The sequence below is a fragment of the Streptomyces sp. NPDC005752 genome, assembly GCF_040630715.1.
Taxonomy (GTDB): Bacteria; Actinomycetota; Actinomycetes; order Streptomycetales; family Streptomycetaceae; genus Streptomyces.
Genome location: NZ_JBEXYB010000002.1, coordinates 164,761 through 179,366 on the forward strand (window position 1 = coordinate 164,761; position 14,606 = coordinate 179,366).

The following is a 14,606-nucleotide window of genomic DNA, read 5'->3' on the forward strand; positions in this document are numbered from 1 at the left end:
TCGTGGCGTCGTGGCTCTCCGCCCTGCGACCACGCAGCGTCGGCACGGAAACCGGGGAACGGGGAGCGGACAGTGCTCGAGAGTGTGGGTGCGCTGACCGGCAGCCCATGGATCTACGCAGTGGTCGCCCTCTCGGTACTCCTGGACGTCTTCCTGCCCGTCCTCCCCAGCGGCGTCCTGGTCATCACCGCGGCCACAGCGGCGGCCGCGAGCACGACCACGGTCACCGCCGCTGCCGGGGAGGCCGCCCGACAGGTCCCCTCGCTCCTGGTCCTGACCCTCTGCGCGGCCACCGCCTCGGTCATCGGCGACCTCGTCGCCTACCGCCTGGCCTGGCGCGGCGGCGAGCGCCTCGACCGGGCCATCGCCCGGTCCCGTCGGCTCACCTCCGCGCAGGAGCGCCTCGGCGCGGCGCTCAGCCATGGCGGTGGGGTCCTGGTCGTCATCGCCCGTTTCGCCCCGGCCGGCCGGTCCGTCGTCTCCCTGGGCGCGGGCGCCGCTCACCGCAAGATCAAGGAGTTCCTGCCCTGGTCGGCCGTGGCCGGAGTCGCCTGGGCGGTCTACAGCGTGGGGCTCGGCTACTTCGGAGGCCAGTGGCTGGGCGCGGGCTGGCTGGGCACCGCCGTATCGGTCCTCGCCCTGTTCCTGGCGGGCACCCTGGCGGCCCTCGTCGTCCGTCGCCCCGCCCACACCCCCGCGGCTGCGGCCGGCGGAGCCCCGGCAGGAGTCTGAGACCCGGGCAGGCCGGTCCCACCACTCAGGCCCGGGCGGCGCCCCTTATCTCCAGACCGTCGAGCAGCCGCCCGGTCGCCTCGGCGATCTCTGCCACGGCGCGGTCGAAGACCTCCTGGTTGTGCGCGGCGGGCGCGCGGAAGCCGGACACCTTGCGCACGTACTGCAGGGCGGCGGCTCTCATCTCCTCCTCGGTGGCCTCTTCGGGGATGGCCGGCGGACGAAGCGTCTTGATGCTGCGGCACATGCCTCCAGTGTGCGACGTACCACTGACAACGTGCCTCAGGACCTACGCTCCCGGTCCGTCCCCCAGCGGATCCACCGGCGGGATGACGTAGCTCCCGTCGAGAACGGACTGGTCGGGAAGGTGGAGCCGCATCACCGGCAGGAAGCCGCCCGCGGGCACCGGAAGCCAGTTCGCCGCCTCGACCGGGTCCGCCGGGCGCTGCGCGGAGAGGTGCAGGGTCAGCGAGCCGTCGGGACCGTGGACGAGCCCGGGTGTCCGGTCCCCGATCACGTACCGGTCGGCGGCGTTCACGACCAGGTGCCCCCCGGGGCTGTCGTACGCGGTCAGCGACCAGAACGCCCGGACCGGCGGCGGCTGCGCGAGGCGCAGCACATAGCGGTGGGCCCCGTGGAGGGGACGGCCCCGGGAGTCACGGGAGGTGTGCGCGTACACCGCCTCGTACCCGTGGGGCAGCCAGTGGCCCCGCCGGGCCGCGACGGCCCTGACCAGGTACGACGCCTCCCGGTCGGAGATCACCCACTCCGGTGGTCCGAGCGTGCCGACCCCGAAGTGGTCCAGGTTGTAGTCGCGCAGGTGCGGGTGCTTCTGCCAGGCGCCCGGCGGGCCGTCGGCGGCCACCGCGGTGCGGCGGGCGACCTCCTCCACCCGGAGCCTGCCCAGCGCGAGCCCCCGGCCCAGCGCGCGCACGAGGCCGGGCCCGGCCGAGACGTACGGCGAGATGCCTTCCTCCAGGAGTCCCAGGGGCTGGAACCGGTCCTGGTAGGCGCGGTCGGCCCGGGAGGGCGGGAAGTCGCCCATCCACACCCGGAGCTCCTCGAAGAACCGCAGTTCCCCCGGCACTCCCGGCTCGGTCGCGGGGAGCCTGGTCCGGTGGGCCCGGTCACCCAGGTGAGTGAGCGTGAGCTCCTGCTGGAGGGACCTGACCCGGGGCATGTCCTCGGGCCCGTCGCACGCGAGGCGGCCGACGACGGAGACGACGGAGGTCGGCGCGTCGATCACCCCGGACACCCCGTCGGGCACGGTGCCGGCCCAGCCGGGCGGCACGATCATCCAGTCCCCCTCCCCGGCGCCGGTCACCCGGGGCCCGAGGTAGGCGAAGGCGTTGCTCCACGCGTCCACGAACTGCAGGACGAAGTACGCCCCGGCGGTGTCGGGGACGTGCAGCCTGACCGGTCCTCCGGACAGGTCGAGCTGGGCGAGTGCGTCGACGAGGTCCGCCGGGGCGAACGGGACGTGCGCGCCGGGCGTGGCGGGCCCGTCCGCGTGGGCGAAGTCGTTGAACTCCACGGGCGAAGGCGCTCCGCGGCCGTCCCGCAGGCAGGCCTGGACGGCCGACAGCCGGCGGACGAGCGGCGAACCGTAGACGTACGCGTCGGCGGCCAGCGCCGTGACCACGTCCGGCTCCAGGCCGCCTCGCCCCGGGGCCACGTCAGATGACCGGCTTCGTCCGGTGGGCGCACAGGGCCCAGATCACGAAGGTGTCCAGCGCGATGGAGATGACCGCCCACACCGGCTGGTGCGGCAGCCAGACGAAGTTGGCGACCAGGTTCAGCGCGGCCAGCCCGATACCGACGCCCCAGGCCCAGGCCGCGCCCTTGAGGACGCTCCACCCGACGAACGCGAGAACCACCCCGAGGATCAGGTGGATCCATCCCCAGGCGGTGACGCCGAACTCGAACGTGTAGTTGGTGATGCGCGTGTACACGTCGTCGGACGCGATGCCCGCGATGCCCTTGACGACGGCGAGGACACCGTCGACGAGGAGCACGACCCCCGCGAACATCACGCCGCTCGCCGCCCAGGGGCTGTCGGAGCCGGGAGCGGAGGGGCGCGACGGGCCGGGGGCGGATGCTGACTGGGCCATGGGATTCCTCCACTCGGTCGGAGCTGCCCCCACCGCTACGGGCAGCTCCGACCCTCCGCGACGTCCTCACGGGCCACGACCCGGACGCATCCGTTCGGGTGACAGCCGTGCCCTGCTCAGGGCGCCCCCACGGTGATGACCCGCCCCTGCGCGTCGACGGTGAGCACCACCCTCTCGACCTTGCCGGTCAGTGTCAGGGCCGCCCACACCACGCCCCACACGAAGCAGGAGAAGGCCGTCAGAAGGGCGTGCAGCACATGATTGACCGGCTGCCCGCGCACCAGCACGGCCTGGCTTGCGGACCGGGACTCCACCCGCCACCCCGCCGCGACGCGTCGGCCCACCACCCAGTCGAGGATGAGGCCCCGCTGCGTGGCACCGGGAGCACCGTCGTCCGCCCCGTAGTAACCGGGGGGAGGTTCGAGTGAGGCGTCAGGCCGGTGTGCTCCACGGAATCTCACGGGGCTCACCTCCAGGTGTCGAGGTCTCCGCCGCGCCACTCGATCAACTCCGGCTGCTCCAGATCGATCTCGTCGGCCCCCCGGGCGAGCCCGGCGCGCCGCAGGAACGAGGCGACTTCCCCGCGCCCGTGCGCCAGCCCGACGATCTGCCCCCGCACGGTCACCCGCCGCCCACCGGTCGACGAGGGCGGGTACACGATCACGGGGGGATGCTCGGACATGCCTCCACGGTCCCCTGCGCCTCGCCCGCTCGCATCCCGGGGGCCGCCCCGAGCGTCGCGGGCACCGGCGGACCGGCGCCGGGGCCCCGCACATCGACGCTTCCCGTGCCGGACGCGGATACCCGCCGGGCTCCCCGTCCGGCACCGGTCCCTCGACCACCGCAACGGTCCGGGGCGCGCGGGCTAGGGTCATCGGCATGAGTGCAGCCATAGCCGCCATGGTCACCGCGGTCGTCGGAGTGCTCGGCACGCTCTTCGCACCGGTGATCACGAGCTGGGTGACGAGGCGCCAGCGCGCGGCGGAGGGGCAGGTCGAGGAGCGGCGGCGGCTGCTCGACGACCGGCGTACCGCGTACACCTCGATGAACCGCGCGACCGGTCACTTCCACACGCTCCTCAAGGACGCCCTCCACCGCATGCGCGACGGTGTCTACACCGACGACGACCGAGCCCAGCTGGAGGAAGGCCGACGCGACTACCGCGACCGGTACGCCGAGGCCCAGATGATGGTTCCCGACGCCGTCCTCGCCGCCTCCCGTGAACTCAACGTGGTCCTGGCGGGGGTGGACGCCGCGCTCAAGCGCATCGACCGCGGCCTGCCCCGCGAGGGCGAGACAGCCGTACGGCTGCTCCTGGACCTCAAGGCCGCGGACCCGAAACTCGGCGCCATGCACCGCATCATGCGCGAGGACCTCGGTGTCGCCGGCTGAGTCACCGCCAGGCACCGGCGGCGACCGGCCGCCGGTGCCTGGTCCGCGTCTCTGATGTACTACCGGCCGGGTGACGGACCGGGACGGGGGAGGAACGGTGGGTGCGGACAGCCGCGGAGTGCTGGGCGTCGTGGGTACGGCGACCGACGGGCTCGAGACGCTTCGCACCGGGCTGGTGGAACCGGCCCTCGCACTCGGCTGGCAGGTGGCCGTGACCCTCACACCGACTGCCGGCCGTTGGCTGAGGGCGAACGGTGAACTGGACCGACTCGAGTCACTGACCGGCCTGCCGGTGCGGGACACGCCCCGCCTGCCGGCCGAGCCCCGTCCGCACCCCGTCGCCGACCGCTACGTCGTCGCACCGGCGAGCGCGAACTACGTCACCAAGCTCGCGACGGGCATCGCGGACAACCAGGCACTGACACAGGTGGGCGAAGCACTGGGCACCCTCGACGTACCCGTGGTGGTGTTCCCCAGGATCAACGCGGCACACGCACGGCACCCGGCGTGGGAGGGACACCTCGCTACGCTGCGCAGGGCCGGCGTGTCACTGGTGTACGGGGCGGATGTCTGGCCCCTGTACGAACCGCGTCAGGGGCCGGCCGACAGGGAGCTTCCGTGGGCGGCGATCCTGGCGAGCACGGACTTGCGGGCCGGCTGACGCGGGGGCACCTGTCGCTCGTGACGTCACGCAACATCTCCTCGAGCGGACGACCTCGCCGAACGCGTCACGGACGGGACCGCGTCGCCCGGCGAGGCACCCACTTGGGACACGAGGGGATCTCCCTCAATCCGACGGCGTCCCGGGCAGACGGAGCCGGACGGGCAGGGCGGTGTGGCCGTTGCTGATCAGGGAGCCCAGAGGTGCCAGATCGCCACGATCGGGAGCGAGGGCGATCTGGGGGAACCGCTCGAACAGGCGGCGCAGGACGGTGGCGACCTCCAGGCGAGCCAGAGGGGCCCCCAGGCAGAAGTGCATGCCGTAGCCGAAGGCGAGATGGTCGTGGTTCGCGCGCTGAACATTGAAGTCGCCTGCGGTGGGACCGTGCCAGTCGGGATGGACGTTGGCGGCGCCGATGGAGACGAGGATTGCCTCACCACGGGCGATCGTCCGCCCGTTGTCGAGGGGGACGTCGGTGACCGCGTAACGCAGGGGCACGTGGGTGACGGGCGGTTCCAGACGGAGGGTCTCCTCGACGGCGTCGGACCAGTTCGCCTGGCCCGACCGGAGGTGGTCGAGCTGCTCGGGGTGGGTCAGCAGAAGGCTGATCGCCTGGTCGATGACGTTGACGGTGGTCTCGTACCCGGCGCTGATCATCAGCAGGAGCGTGCCCTGGAGTTCGGCTTCGGTCAGGCCCTTGCCGTCGCCGTCACCGTCCCGAACGGCGATGAGGTGGGAGGTGAGGTCCTCGCCCGGCTCCGCGCGCTTGGTGTCCACGAGCTGTCCGATGATCTCGTACAGGGCCTTGGTGTTCGCGGCCGCGGCTTCGGTGGTGAGGGTGGTGTCGAACACGCCGTCGATCACGGTGCGGAATCGGGCCAGGTCACCGGCGGGGATACCGAGAAGGTTACCGATGACGGCGATCGGGACCGGATAGGCGAGGCGCTCGCGCAGGTCGACGGTCTCGCCGGCGGCGTAAGTGGAGTCGAGCTCGTCGAGGACGCCGTCGACCACGTCCTCCACGACATCGGTCAGCGCCTTGATCCGGCGGGCCGAGAAGGCCGGGGCGACCATCCGGCGCAATCTGCGGTGGTCCTGCCCGTAGGCGGTGAACATGTTCTCCACCGCGATCCACAGCGCGGCCGGCCAGGTCTGGACGACCTCCGCGAACATCGGCCAGTGCGCACGCCCGTCCTTGGATACGGCGGGGCTGGTCAACATCTCCTTGAGCAGGTCCGGATCGGAGACGGCGTGGGCCTTGACGCCGAGGATGTCGACCGGGGTGGCGGGCCCGCGGGCGTGGAGCTGCCTGTGCTCGGCGTGCCGGTCGGCGCCGGCGGGGTCGAGAACGAGGGGCTCTTCGCTGAAGGGGGTCATGGAGTCCTCAGTGGCTGGTGACGGCAGGGAAGGTCACGGGCAGGTGGGTGAGCGCACGGTGGAAGGGGCCGGGCCGCCAGGTGAGGTCCTGCGCCGGGCGGGCGAGCACCATCGTGGGCAGGGCGTCCAGGAGGTGGGTGATGGCGGTCTCGGCGATGAGGTGGGCGATCGGGCGGGCGGGGCAGGCGTGCGGTCCAGCACCCCAGGCGAGATGGGCACGGCTGCCGGAAGAAGGGGCACCCACGGCGGGGTCGTTGTTGCAGCCGGCCATGGAGATGACGACCGGCTGGTGGGCGGGAAGCAGGTATCCGTCGATCTCCACGGGATGGGGCGGATAGGAGGCGCAGTAGTTGGCCATCGGCGGGTCCCGGTACAGGACGAGGTCCAGGGCCTCACGGACGGAGGCGCCACCGGCGTGGACGTCCCCCGAGACCACCGGGTCGGTGAGCAACTGCAGAAGCGTGTTGGTGATCAGGTTGACCACGGGCTCGATCCCCGCCCCGTAGAGGGTGACGACCTGGTGGCTCATCTCCGTGTCGGTCAGCTGCGCCGGGTGTGCGAGCAGGTGGGAGGTGACGTCGTTGCCGGGCCGTAGCCGCTTGAGCGTGACGAGGTCGGCCACCGCCTGTCCGAGGATCTCGTTGCCGCGGATGGCGTTCACTCCGTCGAAGAGCTCGATGATTCCGTTGGCGATGCGGTTCCCTATGCCGTCGGGGCAGCCGAGGAGTTCGGACAGGACATCGAAGGCGACCTTCCAGGCGAACTGATTCAGCAGGTCGGCCTGACCGTGGCCCTGGAACCCGCCGATGGCCTGCTCGCAGACCTGCTCGACCAGTCCGCGCAGCCGATGCTGGTCGGCGCCATGGAGGGCGGCCCTGTTCGCCTCCCGGTACCGGGCGTGCTCGCGGCCACTGGAGCGGATCGCGTTGGGCCGCCACTCCAGCATCGGTTTGACCGGGCAGGTGTCGGGCACCGAGGTCTGCCACTGCCGCGGGTCCGCGGGGAAGCGCGGCTCGTCGTGCAGGATGCGTACGGCCTGGGCGTAGCCGATGACGAGTGTGGCGGGCACTCCGGGGGCGAGTTCGACAGGGACCAGGGGCCCGTACCTGGCTCGCATCTGCCTGTAGGCACCGTGCGGGTCCGCGGCGAACGCCTCGTCCCACAGGGGGACATGGGAGGCAGGCGTGTGAGGGGTCACGGCTGAAGCTCCAGGGGGTGGGACGCGGTCAGGTGCTCGATCAGGTCGATCAGAGCATTCAGGGAAGAGACCCGTTCACGGGCGTCGCAGACAGTGAGCAGCACGTCCTCCGCCAGCGCGAGGGCTTGGCGGACCTCGTCCGTCGGGTATCGGGACGCGCCGTCGAACGTGTTCACGGCGACTCCGTAGGGCACGCCGAGGTCCTCCACCAGATCCAGTACCTCGTGGGACTCATCCAGGCTGCGGGTGTCGACCAGGACCAGTGCACACAGCGCGCCTTCGGCGAGGCTCTTCCAGAGCCACCGCCACCGTGTCTGGCCCGGGGTGCCGAACACGTACACCACCAGGTCCTCGTTGATCGCGACGCGCCCGAAGTCCATCGCGACGGTGGTGGTGGTCTTCGCCGGGGTACGGCGCAGGTCGTCCACGCCTGTACTGGCCTCGGTGATCGGCTCGTCCATACGCAGCGGCTCCACCTGGGAGACGGAGCCCACCAACGTCGTCTTGCCCACGCCGAAGCTGCCCGCCACCACGATCTTCGCCGACCGGGTGGCCGTGGTCGGAGCGGGGTCATACCTGTGCGCGGAGACCACGCAGCACCTCCTGCAGAACACTGATGTCGGGCTGATGTGAGCGGGTACTGATCGGGGTGGCCAGGCTGCGGCAGTCGAGCAGGTCGGCCACGAGGATGCGGGCCGTGGCGATGGGCAGGTCCAGGGCGGCTGCTATGTCGGCGACCGCGAGCGCACCCCGCGCCCCGCCGACCAGGTCCATCACCCGGTGGGCGTCCGGCGGCAGCGTGCCGCACGCGGCGCCGGCGGCACGCACCAGGGTTTCCAGCCGCACCGATGCCGGCGGCCGGTCCCGCCCGCCGGCGCGGACGAAGGGACGTACGAGGTCGGGGTCCGGCCGCGGACCGGTCACTGGCGCGGGGCGTGCTCGGATGGCAGCCGGTCCGCGACCCTCATGTGCTGGCCGACGCGCCGGGCGAGCAGTTCCATCTGCCCCGCGATGACAGCGATGTCGGCGTCAGGTCCGGTCGTCTCCACCAGCAGCAGCATGTTCGTCCCGGCCTGTCCGATCAGGCACAGGCGCTCCTCCAGCTCCATCAGTACCTGACGGCACCCGCCGCCCTCGGACACGGCGCCGTACTCCCTCGCTATACCGAGCAGTCCCGAACCCATCGCCGCCCGTTTTTCCGCCGCGTCCTGCGGCAGATACGCCGTACGGGAGTGCAGCAGGCCGTCGGAACTGATCAGTACGGCGCACCGCACGGAGCTGAGGCTGCCCAGGCTCTCGTCGAGGAGCCAGCCCAATGCGTTGGCGTGGGTGTTCGCGAAGGTCATCCCCATGGTCACTTTCCCTTGTCAGTCAGTCGTCGTTGACGGAGTCCTGGCGTCCCCGGCCGATCCCGTGCGCCCAGGCCATGGCCACACTCGCCCGGCCGGGCTGAGCCGAGGCGAGGTCCTCCTGTCCGGCCGCGGCGGTCGTGCGCCGCGGTGCCGCGCGGCGGGGCCGGCGAACCGTCAGGCCGTTCTCGGTGGTGGCGGATGCCACCGGCGGCACAACATCCGGGGCGGGCAGCGACGGTACGGGCTCCGCCACCGTTGTCAGAAGTGACTTCGGCAGGAACAGCAGCGCACGGGTGCCCTGGAAGGCAAGTGCCTGCACGTCGGCCTGGAACCCATAGGCCCGGCCCAGCGCCGCGACCACTCGGAAGCCGACGCGGGGCTGCGCCTCCAGCGCGATGTCGTTCACCAGCGCCCCCGACAACACCTCCCGGGCCTCGGCGACCTGTTCGGGGCTCATGCCCATCCCCGCGTCGTCGATGGTTACCGTCACCCCGTGGTACCCCTCGGTCAGGCGGACCTCCACGTGCGCGGTGGGCGGTGAGTAGCGCAGTGCGTTGTCGAGCAGCAGCGCGAAGGCGTGGATGACAGGGCCCACGGCCCGGGCCGTCACGGCGGTCCCCGGGGTCCCTGACTCCTTGTGCTCGATCCGCTCGAAACCCTCCAGGTAACCCATGGCCGCCCGCACCACGTCGACCACCGTGCAGTCGGGCCATCTCCGCGACAACTTCCCGCCGCTGAGCACCAGGTAGTTCTGCGCCGCGAGCAGCAGCTGCTGGCCGTGCCGGTCGATCGCCATCAGTGACGCGTACGCCTGGTCGTCGGCGTGTTCGCGCGCACCCATGCTGACCTGCCGGCTCAGTCGGGACGCGATGGCGACCATGGAGGTGGCGACACCACGCACCACCGCCCAGGTCGCCTCCTCGGCCGCCCTCTGCGTCTCGGCCAGCCGGTCGGCGGCCCCCGTGGCCTCCTCGGCGCGAACCTGTTGGACGGCGTGTCCCAGTGACTGTGCGAGCGCGGTCAACCGTTCGCCGACGGCGGAGCCCTCGATCGATGTCGGCAGCAGGCCGGGAAAGCGCATGCGCGCCTCCGGGTCGGCCTGCACCATGGCCGGCACGACCTCGTAGGCCAGCCGGTCGAGCGCGACCGCGACGGCCTCGAGGTCGGCGGCTTCGGCGTTCCGTTCCCGTGCCAGCCGGGTCGCACGGTGCTCCAGCTTCCTCGCGCGGCGCCGGTAGTACATCGCTGCGCTCCCGCCCGCCAGGGCTGCGGCGAGGGGCGCTCCTGTGGCACCTGCCTGTATCAGAAAATCCATCCACGTCTCCCTCGGGCCCACGTCGTCACGTCGACCGCCCCGGACCCGGACCGGCTCGAACACGTGGAACGCGGCCCACCTGGTCCATCAAGCCGGGGCCATCGGCGAGCGAGAAGCGTTGCCATGTCCGGCAGCCCCGCTACGCATCGGAGTCCAGACCAGCAGCCTCTGCGGGTAATCCGCATACGCCCCAACTACCGCTGCGCGCAACGTTCTTGCGACATCGCCCCCAGAGGCCACCCCCCAGGAGACCACCTGGTCTGTTCTCGCGGGCCACAGTGTGCGACGTCACTCGGCGCACGGTCAAGTCAGGTAACTCACAGGCACCGTGGGCCCCATGACAGCCCGCGACACCGAGGAGGCGCGCAGCGTGAGGAGCAGGACGACGAAGGCCGTCGAGTACGCCGGTGAGGGACCACGAGGCAGCCCCCGGCCCAGGGCGCTCGCCCCCGCCTGCGTCGGGTCCTGCCCGCCGCCCTGGGCCGGCGAGGGCGAACTGTGCGTTCCGGCGCCCTGCCTGGAAGAATGCGGAAGTGATCTTGAGTGGGTCGCGCAGTGCGCGCTCCGGCTCTGATCCAGCCGTCCCCTCGGCCCTGCCGCGACGAGGGCAGCGGCAGGAGCATCGCGCACGACCGTGCCACGACACCGCGACAGACGAACGAAGGGCGGGGCGGCAATGGCAGACCGCGCAAGGCCTGGACAACCGACCAAGGGTCGCGCCGGACTGACCCGGCAAAAGATTCTCGACGCGGCCGGACAGGAATTCGAGGCCAGAGGCTACGGCGGGGCATCGGTCAACCGCATCATCGCCGCCGCCGGAGCGACCAAGGGCGCTTTCTACTACCACTTCACGTCGAAGCAGGACCTGGCGAAGAAACTGCTGCAGAGCACGCTGGAAATAGACTTGGCCCCTCAGAGCATCAAGCTCCAGGAAATCGTCGACACAGGCATGCTCATGATTTACCGCACCACCAGGGAACCCGGCCTGCGGGCCGCCCTGCGCCTGTCCATCGCTCGCGACGCGCCCACCACCTACGGCACCCCGTGGCCCGACTGGATCACACTGAGCATCCAGCAGCTGACCGAGGCGAAGGCGCAGGGCGAGCTGGGACCGGATGTGGACATCCCGATGACAGCGCATCAGTTGGCCGGAGCATGGGCCGGTCTCACCCTCATCACCCAGGTCGTCGACCAGAACCTCGACGAGATCGAGGACCGCATGTGCACCATGTACAAGAACCTGCTGACAGCTGTCGGGAACCCCCGCCACGTCATGCTCGTCGACTTCTCACGCGACCGCGGCCGTCAGGTACACGAGGCTTCCGTGACAACACCACACACGTGACTTCCGCTCCCCGCCCTGAAGGACGGGGAGCCTGCCCGGACGTCGGTTCGCCCTCCGCCGCCTCGGCTTCGGAGAGTTCCTCGAGGAAGGCTGTTCGGGAAAGCCGGCGGAGGCCGCTACCGACCCGGTCCCGTCCGTCGCTCATGCCGCGCGCGGGCGCGCTGATGGGCCGCGCGGAGCAGCCCACGAACCGCCTCGTCCGTCCGCCGGCCCGGGTTCACCACCGCGAGCCAGGCGGCGGGACCGTGGACGGGGTGGGCGATGACGGCGTCCGTGACACCGGGGTCGGCGTCGACGGCCTGCTCGCGCGGTGCGTGGCCCGTCCGGTCGATGAACTCCTTCTTGCCCGCGGCGACGTTGACGCGGAAGGTGTCGGGGCGGTCCAGGCGCGAACTCTCGTCGCCCGGGTAGTTCTTCGTCACGATCGTCGCGAACGGTTGGGTCGCTTCCGGCACGACACCGTCGGGAGCGTAGTAGAAGAAGACGTCCCCCCAGCTGATCTCCGGTGAGCCGTCGCCGGGTTCCGGCCTGAAGGCCAGGCCCCCGCCGAGCCCTTCCACGAAGTCGATGATCTCGTCGATGGTCATGTGCTCAAGCGTTTCATTAAGGTGCTTGTGGAGACTTCGAACCGGAGACCTGCGAGGTGGTGGGTGCCAACCCTCAAATCGGTCATGCGGACGGTCGATGTGGCACGTCGCGTCGGGTGCTCCGTCCAACAGGTCCGCAACCTCGAACGCGACGGTGTCCTGCCGCCCGCGACGCGCACGGCCGCGGGTTACCGGATCTACGGGGAGACCCACCTGCAGTCCGCACTGGCCTACCGCGCGCTCGCGAACTGCACGGGTCCGGTCGAGGCAAAACGGATCGTCCGTGCCGTGCACGAGCGCCCGGCCGCGGAGGCACTCGCCTTGCTGGACGCGGCACACGCCCGGCTCGACCGGGAGCGTACGGACCTGGCACTCGCCAGGGAGGCCTTGGCGGCGATCGCCTCCGAGCCGGTCGAGGACGTACGCGCATCGGACTCGATGAGCGTCTCCGAACTCGCCGCCGCGCTCGGAGTACGCCCGTCGACACTGCGGCACTGGGACGCCGAAGGCATCGCCGTGCCCGACCGGTTGCCCCCGCGAGGGACGAGACGGTACTCACCGGCGCAGGCCCGCGACGCCCGGATCGTGCACCAGCTGCGCAGCGCGGGCTACCGGATCGGCCCGCTCCGGGCGTTGATGCCGCGCTTGCGGCGCGGGCACGCGCAAGAAGACGTCGAAGCCGCGCTGACCGCCCGGGACGCCGGCATCACCGCGCGCTCCCGTGCCCTGCTCGACGCCACCGTCCCACTCGGCGCGGTCCTCGCCGCCGCCGAGAAGTGACCGCCCCTCCGGCAACGCCCGTCCGAGGCGCGCTCGGGCCCGTACTCCGCCTGCCTGTCGGGCCGGGTACGACGACGGGCCCGACACCGTGCCTGCGGTGTCGGGCCCGTCGGGCGGTCAGCGTGTGGGCCGGGGTTCCGGCCCACACCCCGCCTCACGCGTCAGGCGTGCGAACCGGACTTGCGGCGGCGTACGACGAACACCGCGCCCGCACCGATCGCCAGGGCCGCGCCGCTCGCGAGGGCGAGCTGCGACGTCGAGGACGCGCCCGTCGCGGCGAGGCTGCCACTGACGGGACTGGCGGACGTGCCGCTCTGGGGCTTGAGGTCCGAGGTGTTCGGCTTGGTCGTGCCCGGCTTGGCGTCGTCGACCTTGCCGGGCTTGCTGCCCGCGGCGGCGATCAGGAACTCGTAGCCCTCGAGGTCCGGGCTCCCGCCGCAGGTGCCGTTGTCGTTCCAGTAGTCACCGGCCACGAAGGTGACTCCGTTGCCCGCCGGGGCCGAGGCGTCGACCGTGAGGCGCATCTTGAGGTCGGCGTGGGCACCTGCCCCGAGCCGGCTGATGGGGTCCATGTAGTGCTCGTTGTCGACGTTCTTCCACGTCGAGGACGAGGCGGGCGACCACTGCAGGTGCACCAGGTCGCCGAGGTCCTTGAGCCCACTCCGGTCGGTCGCGTGGACGTAGGCGAACGGAAACACCTCGTCCATCGTCCTGTCGGTGCCGTTGGCCACCCGGAGTGTGAAGTTGGTCTTCGTGCCTGCGACCACCGTGGACGGCAGACCCGTGACGACCGTGGTGAGCTTGGCCTCGGGGACGCAGTCCTCCTCACCGTCGTCGCCCTCCTCGGCAGCCTCTTCCTTCGCCTTGGCGAGCGCCTCGTCGGCGGCGGTCTTGTCGTCGAGCGCCGCCTTGGTGGCCTTCCTGGCTTCGCCTACCGCCCGGGCTGCGGCGACCCGCGCGTCGTCCCGCGCGTCGACGGCTTCCTCAGCCTTGGCATCGGCGGCGGTCTTGACCTCACCGGCGGCCGTGGCGGCGGCCTCGGCCTCGGCGAGGGCCGTCTCCGCAGCGGTCCTCTGCTCGTCGGTGGCCGTGTCCGGAAGGTCCTTGAGCGCTGCCGCGGCTTCTACGACCGCCTGGTCGGCGTCGGTCTTCGCGGTGGCCGCGGCGGCCGCCGCGGCTGCGGCCTCCTCGGCGGCCACGGTCAGAGGATCGGTGTCGGAGCCGGCTGCCTCGAGAGCCGCGTCGGCGGCGCTCTCGGCCGCCACGGCGTCGTCGTACACAGCCTGTGCTGCGGCGGCGGCCTTCTCCAGCTCCGCAAGGGACGGCTTCTCCTGCGTCTGCGCTGTCGGCTTGCTGTCGGCGAACGCGGGGGTGACCGACAGCAGAACGGCAGGCGTGGTGACTGCGGCGGCAACAGCGGTCGCGAGAATGCGGCGAATCTTCACAAAAGCCCTTCGAGGTCCGGGTAAAGAAGAGAAGGGGTCGCAGCGGAATGGGGCACGCAGATGCGACACGGGAAGATCGTATGACCGGTACGACGATCTGCCGTCACCATTTCTTCACCCACCTCGGCCGACTTGGCGACGCCGGGACAGACAGACGAGACCAAAGGGTGCAGTTGCTTTCACCGCGCGCGATTTCACTGTGTTGAAGGTCACATGGCGACGTGCGCGGCATCCGGACCGCCCACGGACCCGACCCGTCCGGTGGGCCCCTGAACCGATCTCGCACCCCTGCGGTACGTCGCGGCCGGCGG

Annotated in this window: 18 protein-coding genes; 5 read left to right on the top strand and 13 right to left on the bottom strand. The window is 71.3% G+C overall.

Annotated features, from left to right (window positions below; translation table 11 throughout):
- Window positions 1-72 precede the first annotated feature (72 nt).
- The gene (locus ABZ441_RS02430; RefSeq protein WP_358967182.1) at window positions 73-732 is read left to right on the top strand and encodes a VTT domain-containing protein; all 660 of its coding nucleotides are present in this window, start codon (window positions 73-75) and stop codon (window positions 730-732) included.
- 25 nt (window positions 733-757) lie between these two features.
- On the opposite strand, the gene ABZ441_RS02435 is transcribed toward ABZ441_RS02430, so the two are convergent.
- From ABZ441_RS02435 to ABZ441_RS02455, 5 genes are all read right to left on the bottom strand, one after another.
- Complete coding sequence (locus tag ABZ441_RS02435) at window positions 758-979, bottom strand: DUF2277 domain-containing protein (RefSeq protein ID WP_358967189.1); 222 nt, start codon at window positions 977-979, stop codon at window positions 758-760.
- Between the two features lie 42 nt (window positions 980-1,021).
- The gene (locus tag ABZ441_RS02440; RefSeq protein ID WP_358967191.1) at window positions 1,022-2,407 is read right to left on the bottom strand and encodes a DUF1254 domain-containing protein; all 1,386 of its coding nucleotides are present in this window, start codon (window positions 2,405-2,407) and stop codon (window positions 1,022-1,024) included.
- A 1-nt stretch (window position 2,408) separates the two neighbouring features.
- Window positions 2,409-2,843, bottom strand: coding sequence for a hypothetical protein (locus ABZ441_RS02445; RefSeq protein WP_358967194.1), 435 nt, complete (start codon window positions 2,841-2,843; stop codon window positions 2,409-2,411).
- 116 nt (window positions 2,844-2,959) lie between these two features.
- Complete coding sequence (locus ABZ441_RS02450; RefSeq protein WP_358967196.1) at window positions 2,960-3,304, bottom strand: hypothetical protein; 345 nt, start codon at window positions 3,302-3,304, stop codon at window positions 2,960-2,962.
- Window positions 3,305-3,309: 5 nt separating this feature from the next.
- Complete coding sequence (locus ABZ441_RS02455; protein WP_358967198.1) at window positions 3,310-3,525, bottom strand: hypothetical protein; 216 nt, start codon at window positions 3,523-3,525, stop codon at window positions 3,310-3,312.
- A 197-nt stretch (window positions 3,526-3,722) separates the two neighbouring features.
- Here ABZ441_RS02455 and ABZ441_RS02460 point away from each other — a divergent pair, with 197 nt between their 5' ends.
- Together ABZ441_RS02460 and ABZ441_RS02465 are read left to right on the top strand one after the other, a co-directional pair.
- The gene (locus tag ABZ441_RS02460; protein WP_358967201.1) at window positions 3,723-4,235 is read left to right on the top strand and encodes a hypothetical protein; all 513 of its coding nucleotides are present in this window, start codon (window positions 3,723-3,725) and stop codon (window positions 4,233-4,235) included.
- 97 nt (window positions 4,236-4,332) lie between these two features.
- Window positions 4,333-4,896: a flavoprotein gene (locus ABZ441_RS02465; protein ID WP_358967203.1), complete on the top strand. Its 564-nt coding sequence runs from the start codon at window positions 4,333-4,335 to the stop codon at window positions 4,894-4,896.
- Window positions 4,897-5,022: 126 nt separating this feature from the next.
- Here ABZ441_RS02465 and ABZ441_RS02470 read toward each other — a convergent pair whose 3' ends face one another.
- Genes ABZ441_RS02470 through ABZ441_RS02495 form a run of 6 tightly spaced genes read right to left on the bottom strand, consistent with a single transcriptional unit; the run spans window position 5,023 to window position 10,138 of the window.
- Window positions 5,023-6,273: a cytochrome P450 gene (locus ABZ441_RS02470; RefSeq protein WP_205019920.1), complete on the bottom strand. Its 1,251-nt coding sequence runs from the start codon at window positions 6,271-6,273 to the stop codon at window positions 5,023-5,025.
- Window positions 6,274-6,280: 7 nt separating this feature from the next.
- Window positions 6,281-7,471: a cytochrome P450 gene (locus tag ABZ441_RS02475; RefSeq protein WP_358967205.1), complete on the bottom strand. Its 1,191-nt coding sequence runs from the start codon at window positions 7,469-7,471 to the stop codon at window positions 6,281-6,283.
- A complete protein-coding gene (locus ABZ441_RS02480; RefSeq protein ID WP_307792661.1) occupies window positions 7,468-8,064 on the bottom strand; it encodes an ATP/GTP-binding protein in 597 nt (198 codons plus the stop codon). Before ABZ441_RS02480 ends, ABZ441_RS02475 begins: the two co-directional genes overlap by 4 nt.
- The gene (locus ABZ441_RS02485; RefSeq protein WP_358967209.1) at window positions 8,042-8,395 is read right to left on the bottom strand and encodes a DUF742 domain-containing protein; all 354 of its coding nucleotides are present in this window, start codon (window positions 8,393-8,395) and stop codon (window positions 8,042-8,044) included. Before ABZ441_RS02485 ends, ABZ441_RS02480 begins: the two co-directional genes overlap by 23 nt.
- Complete coding sequence (locus ABZ441_RS02490; protein WP_358967212.1) at window positions 8,392-8,823, bottom strand: roadblock/LC7 domain-containing protein; 432 nt, start codon at window positions 8,821-8,823, stop codon at window positions 8,392-8,394. The genes ABZ441_RS02485 and ABZ441_RS02490 overlap by 4 nt, the downstream gene beginning before the upstream one ends.
- Before the next feature lie 19 nt (window positions 8,824-8,842).
- Window positions 8,843-10,138, bottom strand: a complete 1,296-nt coding sequence (locus tag ABZ441_RS02495; RefSeq protein WP_358967214.1) for an ATP-binding protein — start codon at window positions 10,136-10,138, stop codon at window positions 8,843-8,845.
- Between the two features lie 676 nt (window positions 10,139-10,814).
- Here ABZ441_RS02495 and ABZ441_RS02500 point away from each other — a divergent pair.
- Entirely contained in the window at window positions 10,815-11,483 is a 669-nt protein-coding gene (locus ABZ441_RS02500; RefSeq protein WP_358967216.1) for a TetR/AcrR family transcriptional regulator, read from the top strand.
- Window positions 11,484-11,599: 116 nt separating this feature from the next.
- Here the strand turns inward: ABZ441_RS02500 and ABZ441_RS02505 are convergent, their stop codons facing one another.
- Window positions 11,600-12,070: a DUF6194 family protein gene (locus ABZ441_RS02505; RefSeq protein ID WP_358967218.1), complete on the bottom strand. Its 471-nt coding sequence runs from the start codon at window positions 12,068-12,070 to the stop codon at window positions 11,600-11,602.
- A 63-nt stretch (window positions 12,071-12,133) separates the two neighbouring features.
- Here ABZ441_RS02505 and ABZ441_RS02510 point away from each other — a divergent pair, with 63 nt between their 5' ends.
- Window positions 12,134-12,850 carry a MerR family transcriptional regulator gene (locus tag ABZ441_RS02510; RefSeq protein WP_358967221.1) on the top strand — a complete coding sequence of 239 codons (717 nt, stop codon included), beginning with the start codon at window positions 12,134-12,136 and terminating at the stop codon, window positions 12,848-12,850.
- 161 nt (window positions 12,851-13,011) lie between these two features.
- On the opposite strand, the gene ABZ441_RS02515 is transcribed toward ABZ441_RS02510, so the two are convergent.
- The gene (locus ABZ441_RS02515) at window positions 13,012-14,295 is read right to left on the bottom strand and encodes an LPXTG cell wall anchor domain-containing protein (protein WP_358967224.1); all 1,284 of its coding nucleotides are present in this window, start codon (window positions 14,293-14,295) and stop codon (window positions 13,012-13,014) included.
- Window positions 14,296-14,606 lie beyond the last annotated feature (311 nt).